The following is a 24258-nucleotide window of genomic DNA, read 5'->3' on the forward strand; positions in this document are numbered from 1 at the left end:
AGAAGAGAGAGCAGGAGTCCCCATGAGTTCAGCAGCACACGGCACCACGCCTTATTACTTCGTACCGCACGAATCTCGCCATCCGGTCATGTCGGCCATCGGCTTGTTTTTTGTCATCCTGGGCGCAGGCCAGTGGATCAACGGCTCCGAATGGGGCATGTATTGCCTGTTCTTCGGTATGGCTTGGTGGTTGATCGTTTTGTACCAGTGGTTTGCTGAAGCCGTGCACGAAAGCGAAACCGGTATGTACGGTCGCAAGATCGACCTGTCTTACCGCTGGAGCATGACTTGGTTCATTTTCTCGGAAGTGATGTTCTTCGGTGCTTTTTTCACTGCATTGTGGTGGGCGCGTTCACACTCCATTCCAGCCTTGGGCAGTCTCGAAAACGCCTTGCTCTGGCCTGAATTCAAAGCCGCATGGCCCAGTGTGGTGGCCGGGGCCACGACCTCGCCAGCTGGCATCGTCGAGCCTTTCCAAACCATGGGCCCATTCTGGTTGCCCACCATCAACACGGCATTGCTGTTGACTTCGGGTGTGACATTGACCATTGCCCACCACGCCATTCAAGTGGGTGATCGCAGCAAAACCATCAAGTTCATGTGGATGACGGTCCTTTTGGGCGTGGTTTTCTTGTTTGTTCAAGGTTACGAGTACGCCCATGCTTGGGGTGACCTGAATCTCAAGTTGTCATCAGGTATTTATGGCTCGACCTTCTACATGTTGACCGGTTTTCACGGCTTCCATGTGTTCGTGGGCATGTTGATGCTCTTGTTCATCACCCTGCGCTTGCAAAAAGGCCACTTCACCAAAGACCGTCACTTCGGTTTTGAGGGTGCGGCTTGGTATTGGCACTTTGTTGACGTGGTCTGGTTGGGCCTGTACATCCTGGTTTACTGGATGTAATTCACACACTGGCACAGCAAAAAAGCGCCCTAGGGCGCTTTTTTGTTGGGGATAGATAGAGAGACAACGATGGAGACCGCATTCGGTCTCTAACGTTCAAAGAACTGTTCTGTCATCAAGCACCCGGCGGGATGCCGGTCGGCTGAATCCAGCCGAATTTCCAGGCCAGCAACACGCAGATGAAAAGAACAATGGACAAGCCAACACGGAAAGCCAGCGCGGTGGCCATGTTGCCCTTTCTGGGCGCTTGGCCCTCAACGGGTGGGGTATTACCCCGCATCATGTACATCAGGGCCGAGCCCAGACTGACCAAAATGGCAAGAAACGCGATGGCAACAATTATTTTCATGGGCACATTATCCAATGACTGACAAACCCTTTCACTGGCGAAGATGGCTGCTGCTGGCGGTGGCTGCGCTGGGCGTGGGCCTCACCTTTTCGCTGGGGTTGTGGCAACTCGGACGCGCCAGCGAAAAAACCGCTCTCCAGGATGCCCGAATGCAGCAATCGGCCAAAGAAGTGCTGGACGGCCGTAGTTTGAGGGGCAATCCGGAAGCAGTGGCGCAACGCAGCGAATTGATGCACCGGCGCCTGGTGGTGAAGGGACGTTGGTTGCCTGCGCACACGGTTTACTTGGATAACCGGCAAATGAATGCCAAGCCAGGCTTTTTTGTGTTGACCCCGTTGCAGATCGAGGGTACGGGTGAGGTCTTGGTGGTGCAGCGCGGCTGGGCGCAGCGCTCATTCACCGACCGTGCCGCCTTGCCCCCCGTGCAGACGTCAGAAGAAAAGGTGGAGGTTCAAGGCCATTTGGCCCCATGGCCTTCAAGGCTCTATGACTTCGGTGGGGCCGAGACGGGGCCGATACGGCAAAATCTCGACCTGTCTGCCTACCAGCAAGAAACGGGTTTGAAGGTGCTCGAAGTGACCTTGCTTCAATCGGGTGCGCCTTCTGAAGGCTTGCTGCGCGAATGGCCTGTGGTGGCCAGTGGTGTCGAAAAGCACCACGGTTATGCTTTTCAATGGTTTGGCCTGAGTGGTCTGATCGCTTTACTTTATGTCTGGTTCCAAATTGTCCAACCCCGCCGCCAAAAACGACCTGCCTGACAGCCCCCTGGCCATGACGGTGCACGACATGCCCAGCCCGGGCGCTGTGGTGCAGGCCGATGCACAGCGCACCCGCATGGGCCGCTGGAAAATGATCGTCATGATGCTCGTCTGCGCATCGCCGGTGATTGCCTCGTATTTCACCTACTACGTGATCCGGCCCGAAGGCCGTCGTGTCTATGGTGAGCTGGTCCAACCGCAAAAAGACATGCCCCTGGTCAGTGCCCAAAACCTGCAAGGTGAACCAGTCACGTTGGCCAGCCTCAAAGGGCAATGGTTGCTCGTGACGGTGGCTTCTGGCGCTTGCGATGAACGTTGCCAACAAAACCTGTATTTTCAGCGGCAGTTGCGTGAAGTTTTGGGCAGAGATAAGGACAGATTGGATCGCGTCTGGTTGGTCACCGATGACGCGCTTGTGGCCCCCAGCCTTTTGCCCGCTTTGAACATGGCACATGTGCTGCGCCTCGACATGGCCACGGTGCAAAGCTGGATCAGCCCCACCCAAGGCCAGCAATTACAGGACCATCTGTATGTCGTGGACCCCATGGGTAACTTCATGATGCGATTCCCGGCCAACATGGACGTGCCCGGGGCCTCCAAAGCCAAGCGCGACCTAGAGCGCCTGCTCAAGGCCTCCTCGTCTTGGGACCAGGCAGGACGCTGAGCCATGACCGAAGTTGAGCTGTACAACCTAGAGCCCATTTTGGAGCTCATGGCCGTGGGTCTGGCGGTGGCGGCATTGCCATTGGCTTGGTGGCTGTGGAAGCAGCGCAGCGCCTCGCCATCGGGGCGACTCAAGGCCCTGACACTGATTACCTTGTTTTTGACCTTTGACTTGGTGTTGTTCGGTGCCTTTACACGTTTGACCGACTCCGGCTTGGGTTGTCCCGATTGGCCAGGCTGCTATGGCAGCGCCACTCCTATCGGCGCCAAAGCTGAAATCAAGGCCGCCGAGACCGTCATGCCCACCGGGCCCGTGACCAAGAGCAAGGCCTGGATCGAAATGGTTCACCGCTATCTGGCCACTGGCGTGGGTGTGTTGATCTTGACTTTGACCGCTATGACCTGGTGGCTGCGCCGGCAAAGCCGGGAGGTCAGCCCGTGGTTGCCCACATTGACCTTGGTGTGGGTGTGCATGCAAGGGGCGTTTGGCGCACTGACGGTGACGATGAAGCTTTTTCCGGTCATCGTCACCTTGCACTTGATGGGCGGCATCGGTTTGTTGGTCTTGTTGATGGCGCAAGCTGTGCGTTACGACGGCGCGGGCTCGCGGCCCTTGCCATCGATACTGCGCAGGGGTTTATGGGCAGGTTTTGTTTTGCTGAGCCTGCAAATTGCCTTAGGTGGCTGGGTCAGCACCAATTACGCGGTGTTGGCCTGTCCGGACTTTCCCACTTGCCACGGCCAATGGGTGCCCGAGATGAACTGGCAAGGCTTCAGCGTCTGGCGGGAACTGGGCTACACCCCAACAGGCGAACTGTTGCCATTCGCCTCGTTGGTGTCCATCCATTTTGTGCACCGCTCTGCCGCTTGGTTGGTGTTGGCGGTGTTGCTGTGGGTGGGTTGGCGTTTGCGACAGCAGTCTGGCCTGGCGGTGGCTGGGCGCTGGTTGCTGGGTCTTTGCGCCTTGCAGTTTGTCACCGGCTTGAGCAACGTGGTGCTGGGCTGGCCATTGTTGGCTGCTGTGATGCACACCGGTGGGGCTGCGGCCATGGCCTTGACCCTGACCTGGGCATTGTCTGTCAGCCGGGCTGATAATTCAGCGTCTCCTCTCCTTTCCAAAAAGCTTGCCGAATGACTGTCGCCACCGCCCGTTTGCCCCTGACTGCCTGGCAGCAGTACTACGCGTTGACCAAACCACGCGTGGTTCAATTGATCGTTTTCTGCGCCCTGATTGGCATGGTGCTGGCCGTGCCCGGCGTGCCGAGTTGGGCCGAGTTGAAGCTGGGGCTGTGGGCTTGTATAGGCATTTGGTTGGTGGCGGGCGCGGCTGCGGCTTTCAACTGTCTGGTGGAAAAAACCATCGACGCCAAAATGAAGCGCACCGCTTGGCGACCCACCGCCAAGGGTGAGCTCAGTGACCAGCAGGCCTTGCTGTTTTCGGCCGTGCTGTGTGCCTTGGGCTCGGCGGTGCTTTATGTGCTGGTCAACCCGCTGACCATGTGGCTGACCTTTGCCACCTTTGTCGGCTACGCCATCATTTACACTGTGATCTTGAAGCCACTGACCCCACAGAACATCGTGATCGGCGGCGCCAGCGGGGCCATGCCCCCCGTGCTGGGCTGGGCGGCCATGACCGGTCAGGTCGGGCCGGAAGCCTTGATCTTGTTTTTGATCATTTTCCTGTGGACGCCGCCGCACTTCTGGGCGCTGGCACTCTACCGGGTCGAGGATTACCGCAAATCGGGTTTGCCCATGTTGCCGGTCACCCACGGCAACGAATTCACGCGCTTGCAAATCCTGCTGTACACCATCGTGTTGATGGCGTCCTGCCTCATGCCTTTTGTCTACGGTATGAGCTCTTGGCTCTACTTGGCTGCGGCGGTGGTGCTTAGCATCGGTTTCATCGGCTACGCAGTGGCCTTGTACCGCGAATATTCGGACGAACTGGCCCGCAAGACCTTTCGCTTTTCTTTGGTCCACCTGAGCGCCTTGTTTGCCGCCTTGCTGCTCGACCACTATATTTTTTGAGGCCCCAGGCATGTTGCAACGCAGAGTTTTAACGAGAACGGCCTTGGCCTTGGGTTTGGCAGGCGCGGTGTGGGGCTTGAGTGGATGCGGTGAAGACAAACCAGCCTTTCGCGGCGTGGACATCACCGGGGCTGATTACGCCCAAGGCTGGGAGCTGAGCGACCAAGACGGCCAGGTGCGCACCCTCAAAGACTTTGCGGGCAAAGCCGTGGTGGTGTTTTTTGGTTTCACCCAATGTCCCGACGTCTGCCCCACCGCTTTGCAGGAAATGGCGCAGACTAAACAGCTCTTGGGCGCCGACGGGCCCAAGTTGCAAGGTGTGTTCATCACGGTGGACCCTGAGCGTGACACGCCGGAGTTGCTCAAGGCCTACATGGCCAATTTCGGCGCCGACTTTGTGGCTTTGCGCCCCACACCGGAGCAGCTGCCCAAGGTGACCAAGGACTTCAAGATCTATTACAAAAAGGTCGAGGGCAAAACCCCTACGAGCTACACCATGGACCACTCGGCGGGCAGCTTCACCTTTGACCCGCAAGGTCGCATTCGCCTGTACAACCGACACGCCAGCGGTGCCGAGGCGCTGGCCGCCGATGTGAAGATCTTGCTCAGCGGCAAGTGATCCCGGACCGCAGGGCCCGGGGTTGATACGCCGAAGCAGTGCGCGCCTCAGGGCCCGCTTCAGGGCTTCAATTCAATTCGATTTTCTGGCTGCGAATGATGTCGCCCAGCGCTTTCGTGTCGGACGCAATCCGGTTGCGCAAACCTTCGGGCGAGGAGCCCACCACTTGCCAGCCTTGCTGGAACAAACGCGCACGCATCTCGGGCGCACGCACGATGTCGCTGACCATGGCCGACAACTTAGTGGCCACAGCCACTGGCATCGAAGCGGGTGCGGCCACTGCGTTCCAAATTTCCAGTTGGTAATCCTTCACGCCGATCTCAGACAAGCTGGGCACATCAGCGGTCACCGTGCTGCGCCCCGAGCTGGTCGAGCCAATCACCCGCAACTTGCCCCCGCGAACCTGAGCTGCTGCCATCGCGGGCGGCAACAAAGCCAGTTGCACTTGGCCGCCGAGCATGGCCGTGATCACCTGTGGGTTGCCGGGGTAGGGCACATGCACTGGCGCAATGCCGGCCTTGGTCTTGAGCAACTCCATGCCCAAGTGCGCCACAGTGCCCACACCAGGCGTGGCATAACTGAGCTTGTCACCTGCTTTTTGGGCTTGGCTCAGCCATTCGGCGGCGCTTTGACCAGGAGCATTGGCTGGGACAGTCAGCACCAGGGGCGCTTTACCGATCAGGCTGATGGGTGCCAGATCTTTGAGCGGGTCATAAGCCACCTTGGGGTTCAGGATGCGGGCAATGGTCATGTTGCCGTTGATCATCAGGCCCAGGGTGTGGCCGTCGGTGGACTTGGCCACGAAGTCAGCCGCGATGTTGCCGCCGGCGCCCACTTTGTTCTCGACGATCACGTTCTGACCCAAGGCTTTGGCCAGCGGCTCGGCCAAAGCCCGGGCCGTCAGGTCAGGGCTTGAGCCAGCGGGAAAGCCGACCACCAGGCGAACGCTTTGGGTAGGCCAAGCCGAGTTGGCTGGGGTGGCCCAAGATGGTGACAGTCCCAGAACCAAGGCAGCGCCAAGGGCTTGGGCCACATGGCGGCGAGAAAAACCAGTGGAGGTGAGAGCAGTCATGGCGAAGCCTTTCAAAACAAAACTGCCATGACTTTAGCGCACAGCAGCCGAAAAAATACCCGGTCTAAGCCGGGTATCGGAATGAACGCAGAACACAGGTCCCACTCAAGCAAACTCCACCAGCGCCTTCTTCATTTTCTTCATGGCCGCCACCTCGATCTGGCGGATGCGCTCGGCGCTCACACCGAATTCGTCGGCCAGGTCGTGTAGGGTCATGCCGCCCGAGCCGTTGTCGTTGACCTTGAGCCAGCGTTCTTCCACGATGCGGCGGCTGCGGTCGTCCAGCACGCTCAAAGCGGTCGCCAAGCCATCGCTGGCCATCACATCGCGCTGGTGGGCCTCGATCATGGCGGTGGGCTCGTGGTTCACATCGGCCAGGTAGGCGATGGGGCCAAAAGCCTGCTCGCCATCGTCCGAGGGGGCAGGGTCGAGCAGCACATCGCCGCCGGACATGCGCATTTCCATCTCGCGCACTTCTTCGCGCTTGACGTTCAGGCTGTTGGCCATCGCGTCGACCTGGTCGGGTGTCAGGGTGTCGCGGTGCGTGCCTTCGTCGGCATCGGACTTGTAGCCCTGCTTCATCGAGCGCAGGTTGAAAAACAGTTTGCGCTGGGCCTTGGTGGTGGCCACCTTGACCATGCGCCAGTTTTTCAGGATGTACTCATGAATTTCGGCCTTGATCCAGTGCAGCGCGTAGCTCACCAAACGCACGCCTTGCTCGGGGTCGAAGCGCTTGACCGCCTTCATCAGGCCCACATTGCCTTCCTGGATCAGGTCGCCGTGGGGCAGGCCGTAGCCCAGGTATTGGCGCGATACCGACACGACCAAGCGCAGGTGCGAGAGCACCAGCTTGCGGGCGGCTTCGAGGTCGTCGTTGGCTTTGAGCTGGCGGGCGGCTTCTTGCTCTTCCTCGAGGGTGAGCATGGGCATGCGGTTGACCGCAGAGATGTAGGCGTCCAAGTGGCCGAGCGAGGGCACGACCGCCCAAGGGTTGCTCAGCGCGATGGCTGTGGCGGGGGAACCAGTTTGAATGTTCATACCAGAACTCCTTTCAGAATACCTCAATATTAGCACTCTCTGGCGAGGAGTGCTAATGGACGGCGTTGGGGGTACCCGCAGTCATGGGGTTTTCCCTGATTTTGCAGGCGACTCATGGCCGCGTCTGTGCGCTGGAGAACGAGTTGAGCCGGGGTGATCAGCTCAGCAGGGCCTGGGCAAACTCGCGGGCGTTGAAGGTTTCCAAGTCTTCCAGCTTCTCACCCACGCCAATGAAGTACACCGGAATCGGCTTTTCGCGGGCAATGGCGCACAGCACGCCGCCCTTGGCGGTGCCGTCCAGCTTGGTCACGATCAGGCCCGTCAAGCCCAGCGTGTCGTCAAAGGCTTTGACTTGGGCCAGAGCGTTTTGCCCGGTGTTGCCATCGATCACCAGCAGCACCTCGTGTGGGGCGGTGCCATCGGCTTTTTGCACCACGCGCTTGATTTTTTTCAGCTCTTCCATCAGGTGCAGCTGCGTCGGCAGGCGCCCGGCGGTGTCCACCAGCACCACATCGCGGCCTCGGGCGCGGCCTGCGCTCACCGCGTCAAAACTCACGGCAGCCGGGTCTCCGCCTTGCTGGCTGACGATCTCGACCGTGTTGCGGGTGGCCCACACCGCCAGCTGCTCCTTGGCCGCAGCGCGGAAGGTGTCGGCCGCCGCCAGCAGCACGCTCAGGCCTTCGTCGGCCAGGTGCTTGGTCAGTTTGCCAATCGAGGTGGTTTTGCCCGCGCCGTTGACGCCTGCGACCATGATCACGGTGGGGTGGTGGTCGCCAATGCTCAGGGGCTTTTGCAGGGGCGTCAGCAAGTCGGTGATGGCGTCGGCCAGCAGGGTTTTGACCTGCGAGGGATCGGTCGCCTTGGCCTCTTTCACGCGGCGCTTGAGGTCTTGCAGCAAATGCTCGGTGGCTTTGACCCCGGTGTCAGCCACCAACAGCGCGGTTTCCAGCTCTTCATAGAGTTCGTCGTCAATGCGTGTGCCGGTGAAGACGTTGGTGATGCTGGAGCCGGTCTTGCGCAATCCGGCTTTGAGGCGGTCAAGCCAACCTTGTCGGGCGGCGGGGGCGGCAGGTGTTGCCTCAGCCGCGCTCGGTGCAGCTGCAGTGGGGGCACTGGCAGGCGCGGTTGCTTGCGCGGCAACGGGGGTTGAAACAGTGGTGGCTGCAGGGGGAGAAGCGGTGGGTGCAGCAGCCGATGGGGCCGATGAGACCTCAGCAGGAGGGGATTTTTTTTTGAAGAAACTGAACATGGCGTGGATTTCAAGGATCATGCATTCTATGAAACCGAACTTTCTCTTGGGACTTTTGCTGTCAACAGCCCTGCTGACCAGCAGCTTCAACGCCACGGCGCAGGCACCGCAGGGCCAAGCCAGCACCCCAACCACAGGGCAGGCCCCGACGGCCAGCGTGACCCAGGTGCACACCTTCACTTTGGCCAATGGCATGGCGTTGTGGGTCAAACCCGATCGCCGCGCCCCCACGGCGGTGCACATGGTGTGGCTGCGTGTGGGCTCCATGGACGAGGTGGATGGCACCAGCGGTGTGGCCCATGTGCTCGAGCACATGCTCTTCAAGGGCACGCCCAGCTTGGCAGTGGGAGAGTTTTCCAGGCGTGTAGCTGCATTGGGTGGGCGCGAAAACGCCTTCACCGCTAAGGACTACACCGGTTATTACCAGCAGATTCCGTCGAACCAACTCGAAGCGGTGATGCGCTTGGAGTCGGACCGTTTTGCCAACAACCAGTGGCCCGATGCCGAATTCGCCAAAGAGCTGGAGGTGGTGAAAGAAGAGCGCCGACTGCGCACCGACGACAACCCCCGCGCCCAGTTGCACGAACTGCTCTCGGCCACGGCACTGGCGGCCTCGCCGTACCGCCGCCCCATCGTCGGCTGGATGAGCGACCTCGAGGCCATGACTGCGCAGGACGCCCGCGACTTTTACCGCAAGTGGTACACCCCGGCCAACGCGGTGGTGGTGGTGGCGGGCGATGTGGACCCGCTGCAAGTCAAGGCACTCGCTGAAAAGTATTACGGCGTCATCCCGACCCGTGCTGTGCCTGATCGCAAACCCCGGGCCGAGCCCCTGCAGCAAGGCCTGCGCCGCTTCGAGTTCAAAGCCCCTGCCGAGCAGTCGTATGTGGCCTTGGCCTTCAAGGTGCCGCGCTTGGCGAGCCTTGAGGCCTCGCCCGAGCACGACGATGCCCTGGCCTTGACGGTGCTGGCTGCTGTGCTCGATGGCTACAGCGGTGCGCGTTTGGACCGTGCCCTGACCCAAGGTGAAAACCGCCTGGCCGACAGCGTGGGGGCCTACAACGGCCTCATGGGACGTGGGCCACAGTTCTTTTATTTGGAAGGCGTGCCCGCCAAAGGCCAAACACCGCAAGCGCTGGAAGCTGCTTTGCGGGCCCAGGTGCAGCGCGTGGCCACTGAAGGCGTCAATGAAGCCGAGTTGCAGCGCGTCAAAACCCAATGGGTGGCCAGCGAAATCTACAAGCTCGACTCTGTCTTCAACCAGGCCCGCGAGCTCGGTGTGGCCTGGACGCTGGGTTTGCCGCCGGACTACGGGGCGCAACTGATCGCCCGTTTGCGGCAGGTCACGCCCGCTCAGGTGCAGGCCGTGGCGCAAAAGTATTTTGGTGACGACAGCCTCACCGTGGCCACCTTGCTGCCCCAGCCTTTGTCGGGCCAGCCCCGGGCGCGCCGCGCCCTGCCCGGTGCCCGTCATTGAAGCGCTTTATGAAAGTTTCACACCCCATGTTCCTGACCCCTTCCTTGAACGCCCTGGCTTGGCGGCGCACGGCATTGGCACTGGCCTGTTGGGCCGCAGCCAGCTGGGCGCACGCGTCCCTGCCCATTCAACATTGGACGCAGCCCAGCGGTGCGCGTGTGTATTTGGTCGAGAGCCACGCCATCCCCATGGTGGATGTGCAGATCGACATCGATGCGGGCAGCCGCCGTGACCCGGCGGCGCAGGCTGGCCTGGCCTCGGTCATGGCTGGGCAAATGGCCAATGGCACCCGTGCCGAGCCACAAGTGCAAGGGCAGGGCCCAGGCCCATACCCCCAGGCCATGGACGAAAACCAGATCGGTGAAGCCTGGGCCGACTTGGGGGCCAGCTTTGGCGCCAGTGCAGGTGGTGACCGCATGAGCTTTGCCTTGCGCAGCCTGAGCTACCCTGACCTGCTGGAAAAGGCGGTGGCCTTGGCGGCGCGGCAAATGGCGCACCCGGCTTTCCCTGAGGCCATGTGGTTTCGTGACCGCGAACGCATCAGCGCCTCCATCCGTGAATCCCTGACCAAGCCCGGCACGCAGGTGCAGCACCGCTTTGCACAGGCCGTGTATGGCACGCACCCTTATGGCCAACGCGTCACGCCTGAGACCCTTTCGCGCATCGGTGTACTAGACCTGAAAAACCTCCACGCCCAGGCCTTGCGCGCTTGCCGCGCTACGGTGAGTGTGGTGGGCGCTTTGACCCGCGCGCAGGCGGACGACTTGGTGCAGCGCCTGCTGGCGCAGTGGCCCCGCGAATCAGGCTGCCCCAGCTTGCCGACCGTGCCCGAAGTGGCCCCTTTGGCCGCCGCGCAAAACCTGAACTTGCCCTTTGACTCAGCCCAAGCCCATGTGCTGATTGGTCAGCCCGGCTACAAACGCACCGACCCCGACTTCTTTGCCTTGCTGGTGGGCAACCACATTTTGGGCGGCGGCGGCTTCGTCTCTCGCCTGACCGAACAGGTGCGCGAAAAACGCGGCCTGAGCTACAGCGTGTACAGCTATTTTTCGCCCGGCCTGCACGCCGGTGCCTTCACCGTGGGACTGCAAACCCGACCCGACCAGGCCAAGCAAGCTGTGGCTGTGGCTCAAGAGGTGGTGCAAGAATTTGTCCGCCAGGGCCCGACCGAGGCCGAGCTGACAGCGGCCAAGTCCAACCTGATGGGCGGCTTTGCGTTGCGCATCGACAGCAACCGCAAGCTGCTGGACAACGTGGCCAACATCGCATGGAACCGTCTGCCGCTGGATTACCTGAATACCTGGACGCGGCAGATCGAGCGCGTTAGCTCAGCCGATGTGCAACGCGCCATGGCCCGGGTGCTGCAGCCCGATCGCATGGTGACGGTCGTGGTGGGTGCATCGCCCTGATCGGAACCTGTTGCCGAGTCAAATAAGCGGTCCCCTCGGAATAGGTTCTGCACCGACTTCTGCTCTTTGGGCTATCGCCGGAAATGAGTTTTTTCTTCCTCGATGTGGTGGCTCTGCAAGGCCTTGACAAAAAATGTTGAAGATTCGCTCGCAATTGTTTGCGTGGGTCGCAGGTACCACCATTGCTGGCTAATCTTCTAACAAGAAAAATGCGCAAATATGCCCAAGTGGCTGTTGTCGAAATGCTTCATCGGGGTGTTGATTTTCTAGTTGATCCTGTGCATGGTGTCTGTCATGTTTGAAATAAATGGGGAAAACTTGAGAGTGCTGCATTCGCGCTGACCGGATAGCTATGCCTTTGATCCGATGGGCGAGATGCCAGCATTTTTTTCGCAGATCAAATTAGTCGCCCCTGCAAAATTCATTTCAAGCCATCGCCCAGCGCTGATCTGAGTTTTTCAGTCGGTTGAGGCCAAAGATTTCGGCCAATTTCCCAAACAAGCCGGCCAAACCACTCGCCTGCAACAGGCACAACAAAAGGCCCAGGCCTTTTTTGACGATCATCCGCAGCAACCAGCGGATGTTGTAGCCCGCCGCGCACAGCACCGCGTGCAGTGCATCGCCTTCTGACCCTTTGAGGTGACAGCGGTCCATACGGTGATCCGCTTTGAGGTGCCCGATGATCGGCTCGATCGCTTGGCGGCGTTTGAGCAGCCTGCGCTCTTCATCGGTCAGCCGCTTGTCCTTGCCTCGGTGTTTGATCTCGATGTCCGGGTTGTCCTTGTCCACGCCCCGGTAACCCAGGTCTGCGTACACCACCTCAGGCTTGACGCCCAAGCCTTGCATCAGGATGGCGCTTTGCTCGATCTGCTCGTGCATGGTGTGGCCGTCATACGGGTTGCCTGGGAAGCTCCTGGCTCCCACGATCAAATTGCCCTTGAGCGTCATGGCTAAACCGACCTTCACACCAAACTCGTAGGGGTTGCGACTTTTGCCCTTGCTGATGCACTCCACCTCGGGTGCATGCCAGCTGTAGAGCTTGGCGCGGTTGTCCACCGCTTTGCGGCTGCCGGTCTGCGTGACCAAACGTTTGGCCTTGTCCAAGGTCTGGCCCAAGGTGTCTTGTATGGCTTGGCTGAGCGTGCTCATCTTGCGAGACACCTCGCGCTGCAACCGCCCGACGATGGTGCGTTGGCGTTTGATGACTTTGCGCATGCGCTTGAACTGGCGGGCATGTGCGTAGCGCCCAGCCTTGTAGCCCAGCAGTTTGCCTTCTTTGGCGTAGGTTTGCTTGAGCTCGATTCCATTGGCCTTGGCCGCCTCCACTACCTTGGACCTGGCCGTCTCCAGCAGCTTGCTGTCGGTGGGGTGCGCCACCGCCTTCTCTTGCACCGTGGAGTCCACGATCACGCGGGTCAACTCTTTCTTGGCAATCAGCTTGAGCGTGACGGCCACTTCCATGGTGCGGGCCAGCAGTTCTTCTACGCCTTCTTCCCCCAGAGCTTTACGGAAGCGCCCCAGTTGGGTGGGGTCGCACGGCCACTGGTGCTCAAAATATTCGTTGCCAGAAAAGTACTGCCAAGTGGGTGTCTCCCCCCAGCGCTGGATCACGTCCTCATCGCTCTCGTTGAACGCATGCTTGAGGTACAGCAGCGCCACCATCAAACGGGTGGGCAGACGAGGCCGACCAGCATTGGAGACGCCGCCACCGGCAACGGCCGAGACCGAGCCAAATAAATCCAAGTCTTCAATCTTCTTGCCAGCCTTGACCTGGCGTGCCTAGCGCTGCGCAAGGGAAGCTTCGATCTCTTGCCAGGGCATGCGGTTGGCCAGCACTGCCAGCGGGTGGCGCAAATCGATCATCTGGTCCAGGCGGTTGCGGAAAAAGTCATCGGTCATGGCGCTGCTTTCAAAAACTCCCAGAAAACAGGCGCCATTGAATATCTATTTGAGAGTTTTGACCATCCGGATTCACCCCACATCACAAGCATTCATGCGGGTTGCAGGGGTTTTGCAGGGCCGACAAATTAGGTTCAACCAAGGGTCAAGGACTCGCATCTCTGTTTTTACTTAAAGTTTATAATTAAATTTTTAAAAATAAATATAAAATATCAATTTTTTGGGAGAGGTGTGTGAAATATATATCCACTTTTGCAGTCTTGCTTTTTACCTTTGTTCTGTCGGCCTGTGGAGGAGGAGGCTCATCAGGTTTGCCTACTTTGGAGTCTATTGAAATCAACGCACCAAGAACTCAATTGAAGGCGGGCGAGACCATAGAGTTGTCTGCTACAGGCATCCAAAGCGATGGCAGAAAAATCTTTGTTTCTGTCAACTGGTCGGTATCAGATGAATCGATAGGAACCATGTCCAGCAATCGTTTTACCGCAAAAAAACCTGGGCAAGTGGATGTGATTGCTACAGAAGTGTTTAAGAGAATCTCCCCTGGCAAGCTCAAACTCACTATCTCACCCTCAAGTCCCACGGGCGTTAACGTACTTGGTTTTCAGGATGACAAAACCCAGTATGCGACAGGAGATACCCGAAAACTGAGTGCGGTTGCTGTCCATCCTGAAAACAGCAAAACACCTATAGCCACTGCTATTACTTGGACTTCCAGCAACACAAACGTGGCTACTGTTGACGCCTCTGGAACCTTTAGGGCTTTGTCATCAGGCGCAGTCGCAATCACAGCTATGTGGGGCGGGTTCAGCGAAATTGTCAATATTGAAATCAAGCAAGCTGATAGTGCTCCCATCTTGGTTAAGTGCAATGCGCAGGTGCCAATCAGCAGGACAGCTTGGTCGGCAAAGCGCCTTTCTGATCCACAAAATGGCGCTGAATGGATTAAATTTGACACTGACTCATGTACCAATGATTTTGTTGGTTTGTATGTGCGTGATGAAAGTAAAAAGCCCATAACAGGCGGCGAGAGCAATGATTTCTTTGCCTTGATTACAGCGAGCAAGGTTGATGGTAGGTATCAGACTTCTGTCACAAATAGAGACTTGAATGCAGGCGATAAGTTCCTGACAGTCGGAGCACTTAGTTTTGGGACGTCCTTCTTTTTCACGCCCTTTAGTTCCTCGGGAACAGACCTGGTTGATTAGAGTTGGGTTTTTTCAATTACTTCTTTTCAGTTAAACCAGATTAGATCCGGCTGAAACCGGACGTGGTTTCTTAGATTAGTCCAATGCCTCAGCTTTGTCTGGGTTGGCAGCGTGGCGTGGCCGGTCAATGTAGGCTGCGTCCCTTTACACTTGCAGCCTATGGCCTCATCACCTTCCAAACGTGCACCGAAAGACGGTGCAGCCCGTCATGCCGCCGTGAAAAAACCCAAGAACCCGGTGCCCAAAGGCCCGTCATCCAACGAGATCCGCATCATCGGCGGGCAGTGGCGGCGCACGCGCCTGAAGGTGCTGGACAAACCCGGTTTGCGGCCCACGCCCGACCGTGTGCGCGAGACCCTGTTCAACTGGCTGGGCCAGGATCTGAGCGGCTGGCGCTGCGTGGATGCTTTTGCGGGCACGGGCGTGCTGGGGCTGGAGGCCGCATCGCGAGGTGCGGCGCATGTGCTGATGGTCGAGCAAGACGCTGTGTTGGTGCGCGATTTACAAGACAACGCCACCCGCCTCAAAGCCAGCATGGTCAGTGTGCAGCGTGGTGACGCGGTGAGCGCTTTGGGCCGTTTGCCAGCGGGCAGTGTCGACCTGGTGTTCCTTGACCCGCCCTTTGACGGCCCCTGGTTTGATCCGGCCCTGAAAGCGGCCACCCGTGCCGTGCCGGTGGGCGGGTGGATTTATCTGGAAGCGCCTGTGGCCTGGCCTGCAGATGCGCTGGCGACTTTGGGGTTGAGCTGCGAGCGTCACCTCAAAGCGGGTGCGGTGCATGCGCATTTGTTGCAACGGGTCAGCCCTGAATCTGCGCCCATCTCTATTGCCATCCCTGCTGAAGGAGACACGCCATGAGCAAATCTACGAACACCGCTGTGAACGCTGTTGTCACAGCCGTTTATTCCGGCACCTTTGACCCGCTGACCTTGGGGCATGAAGACGCGATCCGCCGTGCTGCGCAAATGTTTGACCAGGTCATCATCGCCGTGGCCGTGGCGCACCACAAAAAAACGCTGTTCAGCCTGGACGAGCGTGTGGCCTTGGCGCAAGCCGCGCTGGCCGATTGCCCGAACGTCAAGGTCCTGCCTTTTGATGGATTGATCGTGGAATTTGTGCGTGCGCAAAACGCTCAGGTCATTGTGCGAGGCCTGCGCTCGGTCACCGACTATGACTACGAAACCCAGATGTCGGGCATGAACCGCCACCTGGCCCCGGAAGTGGACACCGTGTTTTTGCACACCAGCGCCCATGTGCAGCACATCAGCAGCACCCTGGTGCGCGAAATCGCCAAGCTCGGCGGCGATGTGTCGGGCCTGGTGTCCGCGCCCGTGCTCAACGCCTTGCAGGGCAAAGTCGCCACCAAGCATTGAGAAACCTCTTGTGGGAGCCCACCCCGTGGGCGATGGGCATGGGTCACGCCCAGAAGATTTCGCCCACAGGGGTGGGCTCCTACAAATTCAAACCTCGGCGCCTTCGACCAAAAAGCGCACCCGCTTTTGCCCTTGCCACTCGTCGGCGTCCAGCCGGTAGGCCAGCTTGACGCGTGCAGGCAAAGGCTCGGTGCGGCCAAACCAGATGCCGTCGACCGGCTGGCCTTGGTGCTTCATCTTGAGCGACAGATGTTTCTCGCCCACCAGCCGCTGCGACACGATCTCGATTTCTTCGCAAAATACGGGCGGCGCAAAGCCCTGTCCCCAGACCTCGTGGTGCAGCATGTCCACCAAGTCCACCCGGCGGTATTCGGCGGGCAGCGGCCCGTCGGTTTCCAGGCGGCGTTGCAGCGTGGCCGCGTCCAGCCATTCCATGGCCACCTGGTTCAGCGTTTCTTCAAACACATCCAGGTGTTCTTCGGCAATCGTGCAGCCCGCCGCCATGGCGTGACCACCAAAGCGCAGCAGCACGCCCGGGGCGCGTTTGGCCACCAAATCGAGCGCGTCGCGCAAATGAAAACCCGCAATCGAGCGGCCTGAGCCTTTGAGTTCGTGCTCTTTGCCAGGCGCGCTGCTGGCCGCAAACACAAAAGTGGGGCGGTGCAGCTTGTCCTTGATGCGCGAGGCCACGATGCCCACCACACCTTCATGAAAATCCGGGTCGAACACACAAATGGCGGGCGGCGGCTCGTCGCCTTCGTCAAACAACGATTCGGCCATTTCCATCGCCATCGCGCGCATGTCGCCCTCGATCACGCGGCGTTCGCGGTTGATCGCGTCCAGCTGCTTGGCCAGCTCGTCGGCGCGGCCCGCGTCGTCGGTCAGCAGGCACTCGATGCCCAGCGTCATGTCGGCCAGGCGGCCTGCGGCGTTGATGCGTGGGCCCAGGGCAAAGCCAAAATCAAAAGTCGTGGCTTTGGCTGTTTCGCGGCTGGCCGCCCGCATCAGCGCGGACATGCCAGGCGGCAGTGCGCCTGCTCGTACGCGGCGCAGGCCTTGGGCCACCAGACGGCGGTTGTTGGCGTCGAGCTTGACCACGTCGGCCACGGTGCCCAGTGCCACCAGCGGGAGCAGGGCGTCCAAGCGTGGCTGGTTGCTCGCATCAAACACACCGCGCTGGCGCAGCTCGGCGCGTAGGGCCAGCAGCACGTAAAACATCACCCCCACACCCGCGATGGATTTGCTGGTGAAGCTGCAGCCGGGTTGGTTGGGGTTGACGATGACTTCGGCCGTGGGCAATTCGCTGCCCGGCAAATGGTGGTCGGTCACCAGCACCTGTAGGCCAAGGGCTTGCGCCGCTTGCACGCCCGCCACGCTGGCGATGCCGTTGTCTACGGTGATTAACACATCGGCCCCTTGCGCGTGCACGCGCTGGGCAATCGGCGGCGTCAGGCCATAACCGTCGACCACGCGGTCGGGCACCAGATAACTCACGTTCTGTGCCCCCAGCATCCGCAGGCCACGCACGCCCACGGCGCAGGCGGTCGCGCCGTCGCAGTCGTAATCGGCCACGATGCAAAGGCGCTTGTTTTGCGCGATGGCGTCGGCCAGCAGCTGGGCCGCTGCTTGCGTGCCCAACATGCCCGTCGGGGGGAGCAACAGGCTCAGCGCATCGTCCAGTTCGTCTTTGGACAACACGCCACGCGCCGCATACAGGCGGGCCAATAAGGGGTGGATGCCCGCTTGTTCCAGCGCCCAGGCGCTGCGGGGGGGCACATCTCGGGTGAGCAAATTCATGGGGCGATCAGGTGGTGATGAGTGCTCGAAGAGCCGCTGCAGGAGCAGGTTTGTTGAAAAGCCGGGTAATGCGTTCATGCCAAGCGGCAGGTGCGGCGGTGTAGGTGTGGGCGGTGTGTTCGCTGCAAAGGCTCAGAGCGCCTTGGCCTGTGGCTTTGACGTGTTGTAACAGGTCGGCCACGGCCGTGGCATCGAGCTGCTGCCAGGCTTGCTGCCAAGCCTGCACATCGCCAAGCAACACGCTGGAGCGCAGGACGTCTGACACGGTCACTGTCTCGGGCAAGGGCGGCGCCGCCGTAGGTGTGACCGCAGGCAGCGTGCCCGCGCCGTGCAGCCAAAAGGCGTTCACCGTGTGCTGCCTGCGGGCTTCGCGGGCGTCGTTGACCGGGTGGTTGTAGAGCAGCATTTGCATTTCGCTTTGCAGGCGTTGCAGTGGCCGGGCGGCGGGGTGCTGGGGCATCCAGTCTTTCACGTTCTGGCCAATCACCCGGTCGAGCGAGGCGGTGGGCAGCTCAGCCAGCAGCGCCCCTTGAGCGTGCCAGCGCAAGGCGCTGTGCCAAGTCACTTCCAGGCCGTCTTCTTGCAAAAACGGCTGCATGGCCTGCAAAAGCTGCTGCGATTCTTCGTCGCTCAAGCGCAAATGCGTGGGGTCGGCCATCACCACTTGGTCCATGCCGATTTGCCAGTGGCAGGGGGTCATCCAAGCTTGGGGCGCAGCGCTGGGCTGGCCTTGTTGCGCCTGGTGCCAAGCGGCCCAGGGCAGGGTGGGGGCGTCAGGTGCCCAGCCTAGGCCCTGGGCTTGAAGGCGTTCGTGGGGCAGGTGCGGCGCTGCAGGGCCAAGATCTTGCAGCACTTGCTGGCGCTGCAATAGGCTCAGCAGGGCTTGCAGATGGGGCAGCTGCCCACCGGTCCAGACCTCGGGGCCGGTGAAAGTGTGGCTGGCCGCATAGGGAATGATCAGGTGCATGGGCGGTGATTGTGGCAGCAGCCGGGGTCGCACTGCACAATACAGGCTTATGTCTTTTTTCAAAAACATCCCCTACGAGTTGGCGCTGGGCTGGCGCTACACGCGTGCAGGCCGCGCCACCCGGCGAAACGGCTTCATTTCCTTCATTTCGGGGGTGTCCATGATGGGCATTGGCCTGGGCGTGGCGGCGCTCATCATCGTGCTGAGCGTGATGAACGGCTTCCAAAAAGAGGTGCGTGACCGCATGCTGGGCGTTGTCTCGCACATCGAGGTCTATGCCGCCGATGGTGCAGCCGTGGCCGATTTGCCCGCTTTGCTGGCCCGCCTGAAGGCCAACCCGCAGGTGCTGGGCGCGGCACCTTTCATCACCGCGCAGGCCTTGCTGGCGCGGGGTGAGGACATGAAGGGCGTGCTGGTGCGCGGCATCGACCCGGCGCTGGAGCCCGAGGTCAGCGATTTGTCGAACGACACCCAAGCCGGGGTGCTGCAGCGCCTGCAGCCGGGTGCGTTCAGCCTGGTGCTGGGCCGCGATCTGGCCAACAACCTGTATGTGCAAAGCGGCGATCCGGTGACTTTGGTGTCGCCGTCTGGCCAGGTCACGCCAGCAGGCGTGGTGCCACGCATGAAGCAAATGGAGGTGGTGGGTACCTTCTCATCAGGGCACTACGAATACGACTCGGCGCTCGCACTCATGCACGTCGAGGACGCGGCCCGCATGTTCCGGCTGGAAGGCCCCAGCGGCGTGCGCCTGAAGTTGCGTGACCTGCACCTGGCGCGCGAGGTGGCGCGGGATCTGCAGCTCGATTTGGGGCCGACATTTTTTGTGCGCGACTGGACGCAGCAAAACAAAACCTGGTTTGCTGCTGTGCAGGTCGAAAAAACCATGATGTTCATCATCCTCACGCTCATCGTGGCGGTGGCGGCTTTCAATTTGGTCAGCACGCTGGTGATGACGGTGACCGACAAACGTGCCGACATCGCGATCTTGCGCACGCTGGGCGCCAGCCCGCGCAGCATCATGGGCATTTTTGTGGTTCAGGGTGCGACGGTGGGTGTGATTGGTACCCTGAGTGGTTTGTTGTTAGGCCTGCTGGTGGCCTTCAACATCGATGTGATCGTGCCTGCGCTGGAGACGCTGTTCAACGCCAGCTTTTTGCCACGAGACATTTACCTGATCAGCCGCATGCCCAGCGAGCCCTTGGCCAGCGACATCTTGCCTGTGGCCATCATTTCTTTGGTTTTGGCTTTTGTGGCCACGCTCTACCCCAGCTGGCGTGCCAGCCAGGTCAACCCGGCGGAGGCGCTGCGCTATGAATGACACAAAAAACGCCGTGGTGCTGCAGGCCCAGGGCTTGACCAAGCGCTTTTCCGAAGGGCGCTTGGATGTGACCGTGCTGCAGGGCGTGGACCTGGCCGTGCACGCGGGTGAGACGCTGGCAATTGTGGGCGCTTCGGGCTCTGGAAAGAGTACCTTGCTGCATTTGCTGGGCGGTCTGGACGCCCCAACCCAGGGCTCGGTGCAATTGAAGGGCCAGTTGTTGTCGGCCCTGAGCGCGGCCGAGCAAGGCCAATGGCGCAACCGTTATTTGGGTTTTGTCTACCAGTTCCACCATTTGCTGCCCGAATTCAGTGCCCTGGACAACGTGGCCATGCCGCTGTGGATTCGCCGCCAAGACCGCGCCGAAGCCGCTGCCGTGGCCACGGGTTGGTTGCAGCGCGTAGGCCTGGGCGAGCGCCTGCACCACCGGCCTTCGGAGTTGTCGGGTGGCGAGCGCCAGCGTGTGGCGCTGGCCCGCGCTCTGGTCAACGACCCGGCCTGCGTACTGGCCGACGAGCCCACCGGCAATTTGGACCGCGAAACGGCCGACGGTGTGTTTGCCCTGATGCTGCAACTGGCCCGCGAGCGCGGCACCGCTTTTGTGGTGGTCACACACGACCAGGCCTTGGCCGCCCGCTGCGACCGGCAGCTGCACTTGGTCAAGGGCGTATTGCAAGCGCCTGTTTGATCGGTTTGACGCGCCATGTGGATCGATACGCACTGCCACCTGGACGCGGCCGAGTTTGATGCTGACCGCGATGCGGTGCGCGAATCGGCTCGCCAAGCGGGTGTGACGCGCTGCGTGATCCCGGCGGTGCACGCGGGCCATTGGCCGCAAGTGGCGCAGCTGGCGGAACGGTTTGACGACGCCTACGCCTTGGGCATCCACCCTTTGTATGTGCCGCAAGCGCAAGAAGCTGATGTGCTGGCGTTGGACCAGGCATTGACCGAGCGCCGTGATGACCCGCGCCTCGTGGCCTTGGGCGAGATCGGGCTGGACCTTTTTGTGCCCGAGCTGTGCACGCCGGCCATGCGCGGGAGGCAGTGGTTTTTTTACACCGCACAACTCAAGCTCGCGCAAAAGCATGGGCTGCCCGTGATCTTGCATGTGCGCCGCTCGGCCGACCTCTTGCTCAAAGGCTTGCGCCAGTGCCGCATCTCTTCTGGCATTGCGCACGCTTTCAACGGCAGTCTCCAACAGGCGCACGCCTTTGTGGACATGGGCTTTGCGCTGGGCTTTGGTGGCACCTTGACTTATGAGCGTTCCTTGCAACTGCGCCGACTGGCTTGCGAGCTGCCCCTGAGCGCCTTGGTCTTGGAGACCGACGCGCCCGACATCCCGCCGCAGTGGCTCTACCAAACCGCCGAGCAGCGGGCGCTGGGCGCCGCACAGGGGCGCAACAGCCCCGCCGAGTTGCCGCGCATCGCGCAGGTACTGGCCGGGTTGCGGAATGTGTCGCTGGCCGATCTCGCGGCAGCCTCCAGTGCCAATGCTTGTCGCGCTCTGCCCAAGTTGAGGGCTTTGATTGGCGCTCGTTAGTTGAAGGCAAGTGGACAGGTGCTTTGGGTGAAACCGACCCTGGTACAGGGCAGTTGCAGCACTGTGAGGTAGGAGGTCAGCCCGTGCACCCCGGTTATGCAATGCCCTACCCATGCTGGGCATGGGCAGGGCAGGCTTTGTGGTGGCCTCAGGCGGCCAGTTTGACAGCTTCGGCCGGAGCGACCTGGTCTAAGGCGCTGCGCAACTGCTGCAGCGTGCGCTGCACGTTGTGCCACTTTTCCAGGCCGAACAGCCCCATGCGGAAGGTACGGAAATCGGCAGGTTCGTCGCACTGCAGCGGCACGCCTGCTGCCGTTTGCAGACCTTCGGCCAGAAACTTTTTGCTGCTTTGGATGTCGGGATCGGTGGTGTAGCTGACGACCACGCCAGGGGCTTCAAAACCCGGTGCTGCCACGCTCGGGAAGCCGCGCTCGGTCAGCAGTTGGCGCACGGCCCGGCCCAACGCCATTTGCTCTTCACGCACTTTGGCAAAGCCATAGTCATCGGTTTCAACCATGGCGTCACGCAAGCGCAGCAGTGCGTCGGTGGGCAAGGTGGTGTGGTACATGTGGCCACCACTTTCGTAGGTTTCCATCACCTGCAGCCACTTTTTCAGATCCATGGCGAAGGTGGTGCTGGTCGTGCCGTCAATCGCCTGACGGGCGCGTTCGCTCAGCATGACCATGGCGCAGCAAGGTGAGCTGCTCCAACCTTTCTGTGGTGCGCTGATCAGCACATCCACGCCCGTGGCCTTCATGTCCACCCACATCGCGCCCGAGGCGATGCAATCCAGCACCAGCAAGCCGCCCACGGCGTGCACCGCGTCGGCCACGGCTTTCAGGTAGTCATCGGGCAGCATCATGCCGGCGGCGGTTTCGACGTGCGGGGCGAACACCAAAGCGGGTTTTTCGGCGGCAATGGCGGCAGTCACCTCGGCAATCGGAGCGGGGGCCCAGGCGGCTTGGGAGCCGTCCGCAATGCGGCGGGCCTTGAGCACACTGTGGCTCTTGGGGATCTGGCCCATGTCAAAAATCTGTGTCCAGCGGAAGCTGAACCAGCCGTTGCGGATCACCATCACGTGTTGGTTGGTGGCGAACTGGCGGGCGACCGATTCCATGCCGAAGGTGCCACTGCCGGGCACCAGTGCGACCGAATGCGCACCGTACACGGTTTTGAGCATGCGCGAGATGTCGGTCATCACGCCGCCAAAACGCTTGGACATGTGGTTCAAGGCGCGGTCGGTGTAGACCACCGAAAATTCGAGCAGACCGTCAGGGTCGATGTGGGGCAGCAATCCGGGCATGTGTGTCTCCGTGTTTCAACGCTTCAAAAGGCAAAGCTTACAGTACCTTGGCGCAAGGGGTGTGGCGGCGTCTGACCCATGCATGGGCAGTGCATGGCTGGTTTTCCGAGGTCAAGCTGGATGAGGTGCCCAGCTTTCTGTCACATCGGTCTTAAAAGATGCGTGTCATCAGCCGACTTGGTTGGGGTGCCAATTCGCTGGAATGCGAATTCATTGGGTCGGGATTTTCAAAATGTCGAGGTGAAGGTTGACGTTCAGGTAATCCTTCACACCTGATGGCAGTTGTTTGAGTTGTTTCATTTCCGGTGAAAGCATCCAGAATGAGGGGAAAACCAAAGTCTTGGAGGTATCACCCATCAAGGTTTTGAACTGGTTAAAAGTCAGGCGTTTGTCTTCTGCCTTCAAATACATGGTTGGGCCACGCAGCCAAGTTCGTATGTCAATTACCACGAACTCGGAGAAGGCCTCTTTCAGTTCGGATCTATGGCTCGACAGAAACCGCTTGTATTCCACACAAGGTGGGCAGTCTGTCGCACCGAGGTAGAGAAACAGAGGTTTTTCTGCTTTTCTGGCCATTTCAATAGCTGGCGTGAGATCAAACACGCGCTCGCGCAGCGAGAAGGGGGCCTCGACCACAACAGGCGAGTAGTCAGAGGGAATGGCCGCTTGGGTCGAAAAGACAAAAAAACACATCCACACAGCCAAAATTTGTCGCATGGTCGTCCCCATCGTCGATACCGGGTGGCTCAACGCCCGCGCCGCACGCGCAAAATTTCGTCCAAGATCAGCAAGGCAGCGCCCACGCTGATGCCGGCATCGGCCACGTTGAAGGCCGGAAAGTGCCAGGCGCCCCAGTAAAAGTCCAGAAAATCGACCACGTAGCCGTGCAGCAGGCGGTCCACCACATTGCCAATTGCACCGCCCAAAATCAGCGAAATGGCCAGGCTGAAGAGTTTTTGGCCGGGGTGGGCACGCAGCATCCAGACCATGAAGATGGCTGCGGCCACGCCGATGCCGGTGAAAAACCAGCGCTGCCAACCGCCAGCACCTGCCAGAAACGAGAAGGCAGCGCCGTGGTTGTGCACCCGCACCAGGTTGAAAAACGAGGTGATGGGCGTGCTGTCGCCCAACTGGAAAGCACCCAGCACCAGCACTTTGGTGAACTGGTCGAGCACCAGCACCAAAAGGGCAATGCCCAGCCAGAGCGCCATGCCAGTGCTTTTGCCGGAGCCGCCTTTGCCGAATTTTTTGGAGCTGGCCATGTGCTTGCCTTGTCTTTCGGGTGGG

Annotated in this window: 23 protein-coding genes and 1 pseudogene; 14 read left to right on the forward strand and 10 right to left on the reverse strand. The window is 60.3% G+C overall.

All coding sequences use genetic code 11. The features are described from left to right. The first annotated feature begins 22 nt into the window (after positions 1-22). Positions 23-904 (forward strand): cytochrome c oxidase subunit 3, encoded by an 882-nt coding sequence (locus tag B9Z50_RS11035; RefSeq protein WP_108364260.1) that lies wholly within the window; start codon positions 23-25, stop codon positions 902-904. Positions 905-1019: 115 nt separating this feature from the next. Here the strand turns inward: B9Z50_RS11035 and B9Z50_RS11040 are convergent, their stop codons facing one another. Continuing rightward, on the reverse strand, positions 1020-1253 hold the full coding sequence (locus B9Z50_RS11040; protein WP_199221727.1) for a twin transmembrane helix small protein: 234 nt from the start codon (positions 1251-1253) through the stop codon (positions 1020-1022). Between the two features lie 14 nt (positions 1254-1267). Between B9Z50_RS11040 and B9Z50_RS11045 the strand changes: the two genes are divergently transcribed. Genes B9Z50_RS11045 through B9Z50_RS11065 form a run of 5 tightly spaced genes read left to right on the forward strand, consistent with a single transcriptional unit; the run spans position 1268 to position 5321 of the window. Then, positions 1268-2011, forward strand: coding sequence for an SURF1 family protein (locus B9Z50_RS11045; protein ID WP_108364264.1), 744 nt, complete (start codon positions 1268-1270; stop codon positions 2009-2011). Further along, positions 1962-2675: a hypothetical protein gene (locus tag B9Z50_RS11050; RefSeq protein WP_108364266.1), complete on the forward strand. Its 714-nt coding sequence runs from the start codon at positions 1962-1964 to the stop codon at positions 2673-2675. Before B9Z50_RS11045 ends, B9Z50_RS11050 begins: the two co-directional genes overlap by 50 nt. A gap of 3 nt (positions 2676-2678) precedes the next feature. After that, positions 2679-3809 (forward strand): heme A synthase, encoded by a 1131-nt coding sequence (locus B9Z50_RS11055; protein WP_108364268.1) that lies wholly within the window; start codon positions 2679-2681, stop codon positions 3807-3809. Then, a complete protein-coding gene (gene cyoE / locus B9Z50_RS11060; protein ID WP_108364270.1) occupies positions 3806-4702 on the forward strand; it encodes a heme o synthase in 897 nt (298 codons plus the stop codon). Before B9Z50_RS11055 ends, cyoE begins: the two co-directional genes overlap by 4 nt. A 10-nt stretch (positions 4703-4712) precedes the next feature. After that, complete coding sequence (locus tag B9Z50_RS11065; RefSeq protein ID WP_108364272.1) at positions 4713-5321, forward strand: SCO family protein; 609 nt, start codon at positions 4713-4715, stop codon at positions 5319-5321. A gap of 67 nt (positions 5322-5388) precedes the next feature. Here the strand turns inward: B9Z50_RS11065 and B9Z50_RS11070 are convergent, their stop codons facing one another. From B9Z50_RS11070 to ftsY, 3 genes are all read right to left on the reverse strand, one after another. After that, positions 5389-6393 carry a tripartite tricarboxylate transporter substrate binding protein gene (locus B9Z50_RS11070; protein WP_108364416.1) on the reverse strand — a complete coding sequence of 335 codons (1005 nt, stop codon included), beginning with the start codon at positions 6391-6393 and terminating at the stop codon, positions 5389-5391. 105 nt (positions 6394-6498) lie between these two features. Next, complete coding sequence (gene rpoH / locus B9Z50_RS11075; protein ID WP_108364274.1) at positions 6499-7431, reverse strand: RNA polymerase sigma factor RpoH; 933 nt, start codon at positions 7429-7431, stop codon at positions 6499-6501. Between the two features lie 157 nt (positions 7432-7588). Continuing rightward, on the reverse strand, positions 7589-8680 hold the full coding sequence (gene ftsY / locus B9Z50_RS11080; RefSeq protein WP_108364418.1) for a signal recognition particle-docking protein FtsY: 1092 nt from the start codon (positions 8678-8680) through the stop codon (positions 7589-7591). Positions 8681-8708: 28 nt separating this feature from the next. Between ftsY and B9Z50_RS11085 the strand changes: the two genes are divergently transcribed. Further along, positions 8709-10157: a pitrilysin family protein gene (locus B9Z50_RS11085; protein WP_108364276.1), complete on the forward strand. Its 1449-nt coding sequence runs from the start codon at positions 8709-8711 to the stop codon at positions 10155-10157. Positions 10158-10165: 8 nt separating this feature from the next. Then, on the forward strand, positions 10166-11566 hold the full coding sequence (locus B9Z50_RS11090) for a pitrilysin family protein (RefSeq protein ID WP_233249835.1): 1401 nt from the start codon (positions 10166-10168) through the stop codon (positions 11564-11566). A 522-nt stretch (positions 11567-12088) separates the two neighbouring features. Here B9Z50_RS11090 and B9Z50_RS11095 read toward each other — a convergent pair. Then, positions 12089-13465 (reverse strand): annotated as a pseudogene (locus B9Z50_RS11095) (IS5 family transposase); the annotation flags it as partial. Positions 13466-13698: 233 nt separating this feature from the next. On the opposite strand from B9Z50_RS11095, the gene B9Z50_RS11100 reads away from it, so the two are divergent. The 3 genes from B9Z50_RS11100 to coaD all read left to right on the forward strand — a co-directional run bounded on the left by B9Z50_RS11100 (position 13699) and on the right by coaD (position 16046). After that, complete coding sequence (locus B9Z50_RS11100; protein WP_108364280.1) at positions 13699-14673, forward strand: Ig-like domain-containing protein; 975 nt, start codon at positions 13699-13701, stop codon at positions 14671-14673. 159 nt (positions 14674-14832) lie between these two features. Next, positions 14833-15531, forward strand: a complete 699-nt coding sequence (gene rsmD, locus B9Z50_RS11105) for a 16S rRNA (guanine(966)-N(2))-methyltransferase RsmD (protein WP_108364282.1) — start codon at positions 14833-14835, stop codon at positions 15529-15531. Beyond that, positions 15528-16046 (forward strand): pantetheine-phosphate adenylyltransferase, encoded by a 519-nt coding sequence (coaD, locus tag B9Z50_RS11110; protein ID WP_108364284.1) that lies wholly within the window; start codon positions 15528-15530, stop codon positions 16044-16046. The genes rsmD and coaD overlap by 4 nt, the downstream gene beginning before the upstream one ends. 87 nt (positions 16047-16133) lie before the next feature. On the opposite strand, the gene recJ is transcribed toward coaD, so the two are convergent. Beyond that, positions 16134-17843, reverse strand: a complete 1710-nt coding sequence (gene recJ / locus B9Z50_RS11115; protein WP_108364286.1) for a single-stranded-DNA-specific exonuclease RecJ — start codon at positions 17841-17843, stop codon at positions 16134-16136. Between the two features lie 7 nt (positions 17844-17850). Then, positions 17851-18810: a hypothetical protein gene (locus B9Z50_RS11120; RefSeq protein ID WP_108364420.1), complete on the reverse strand. Its 960-nt coding sequence runs from the start codon at positions 18808-18810 to the stop codon at positions 17851-17853. A 49-nt stretch (positions 18811-18859) separates the two neighbouring features. Here B9Z50_RS11120 and B9Z50_RS11125 point away from each other — a divergent pair, with 49 nt between their 5' ends. From B9Z50_RS11125 to B9Z50_RS11135, 3 genes are read left to right on the forward strand one after another with little or no spacing between them, the layout of a single operon-like run. Further along, complete coding sequence (locus tag B9Z50_RS11125; RefSeq protein ID WP_108364288.1) at positions 18860-20128, forward strand: lipoprotein-releasing ABC transporter permease subunit; 1269 nt, start codon at positions 18860-18862, stop codon at positions 20126-20128. Beyond that, positions 20121-20816 (forward strand): lipoprotein-releasing ABC transporter ATP-binding protein LolD, encoded by a 696-nt coding sequence (gene lolD, locus B9Z50_RS11130; protein ID WP_108364290.1) that lies wholly within the window; start codon positions 20121-20123, stop codon positions 20814-20816. Before B9Z50_RS11125 ends, lolD begins: the two co-directional genes overlap by 8 nt. A gap of 15 nt (positions 20817-20831) precedes the next feature. Further along, a complete protein-coding gene (locus tag B9Z50_RS11135; protein ID WP_108364292.1) occupies positions 20832-21668 on the forward strand; it encodes a TatD family hydrolase in 837 nt (278 codons plus the stop codon). Between the two features lie 148 nt (positions 21669-21816). Here B9Z50_RS11135 and B9Z50_RS11140 read toward each other — a convergent pair whose 3' ends face one another. The 3 genes from B9Z50_RS11140 to lspA all read right to left on the reverse strand — a co-directional run bounded on the left by B9Z50_RS11140 (position 21817) and on the right by lspA (position 24233). Next, positions 21817-22971 (reverse strand): aminotransferase class V-fold PLP-dependent enzyme, encoded by a 1155-nt coding sequence (locus B9Z50_RS11140; protein ID WP_108364294.1) that lies wholly within the window; start codon positions 22969-22971, stop codon positions 21817-21819. 210 nt (positions 22972-23181) lie between these two features. Then, on the reverse strand, positions 23182-23688 hold the full coding sequence (locus B9Z50_RS11145) for a thioredoxin family protein (protein ID WP_146183193.1): 507 nt from the start codon (positions 23686-23688) through the stop codon (positions 23182-23184). Positions 23689-23717: 29 nt separating this feature from the next. Next, positions 23718-24233, reverse strand: a complete 516-nt coding sequence (lspA, locus tag B9Z50_RS11150; RefSeq protein ID WP_108364298.1) for a signal peptidase II — start codon at positions 24231-24233, stop codon at positions 23718-23720. Positions 24234-24258: the final 25 nt, after the last annotated feature.

It is taken from the genome of Limnohabitans sp. Bal53 (assembly GCF_003063355.1).
GTDB lineage: Bacteria > Pseudomonadota > Gammaproteobacteria > Burkholderiales > Burkholderiaceae_C > Limnohabitans_A.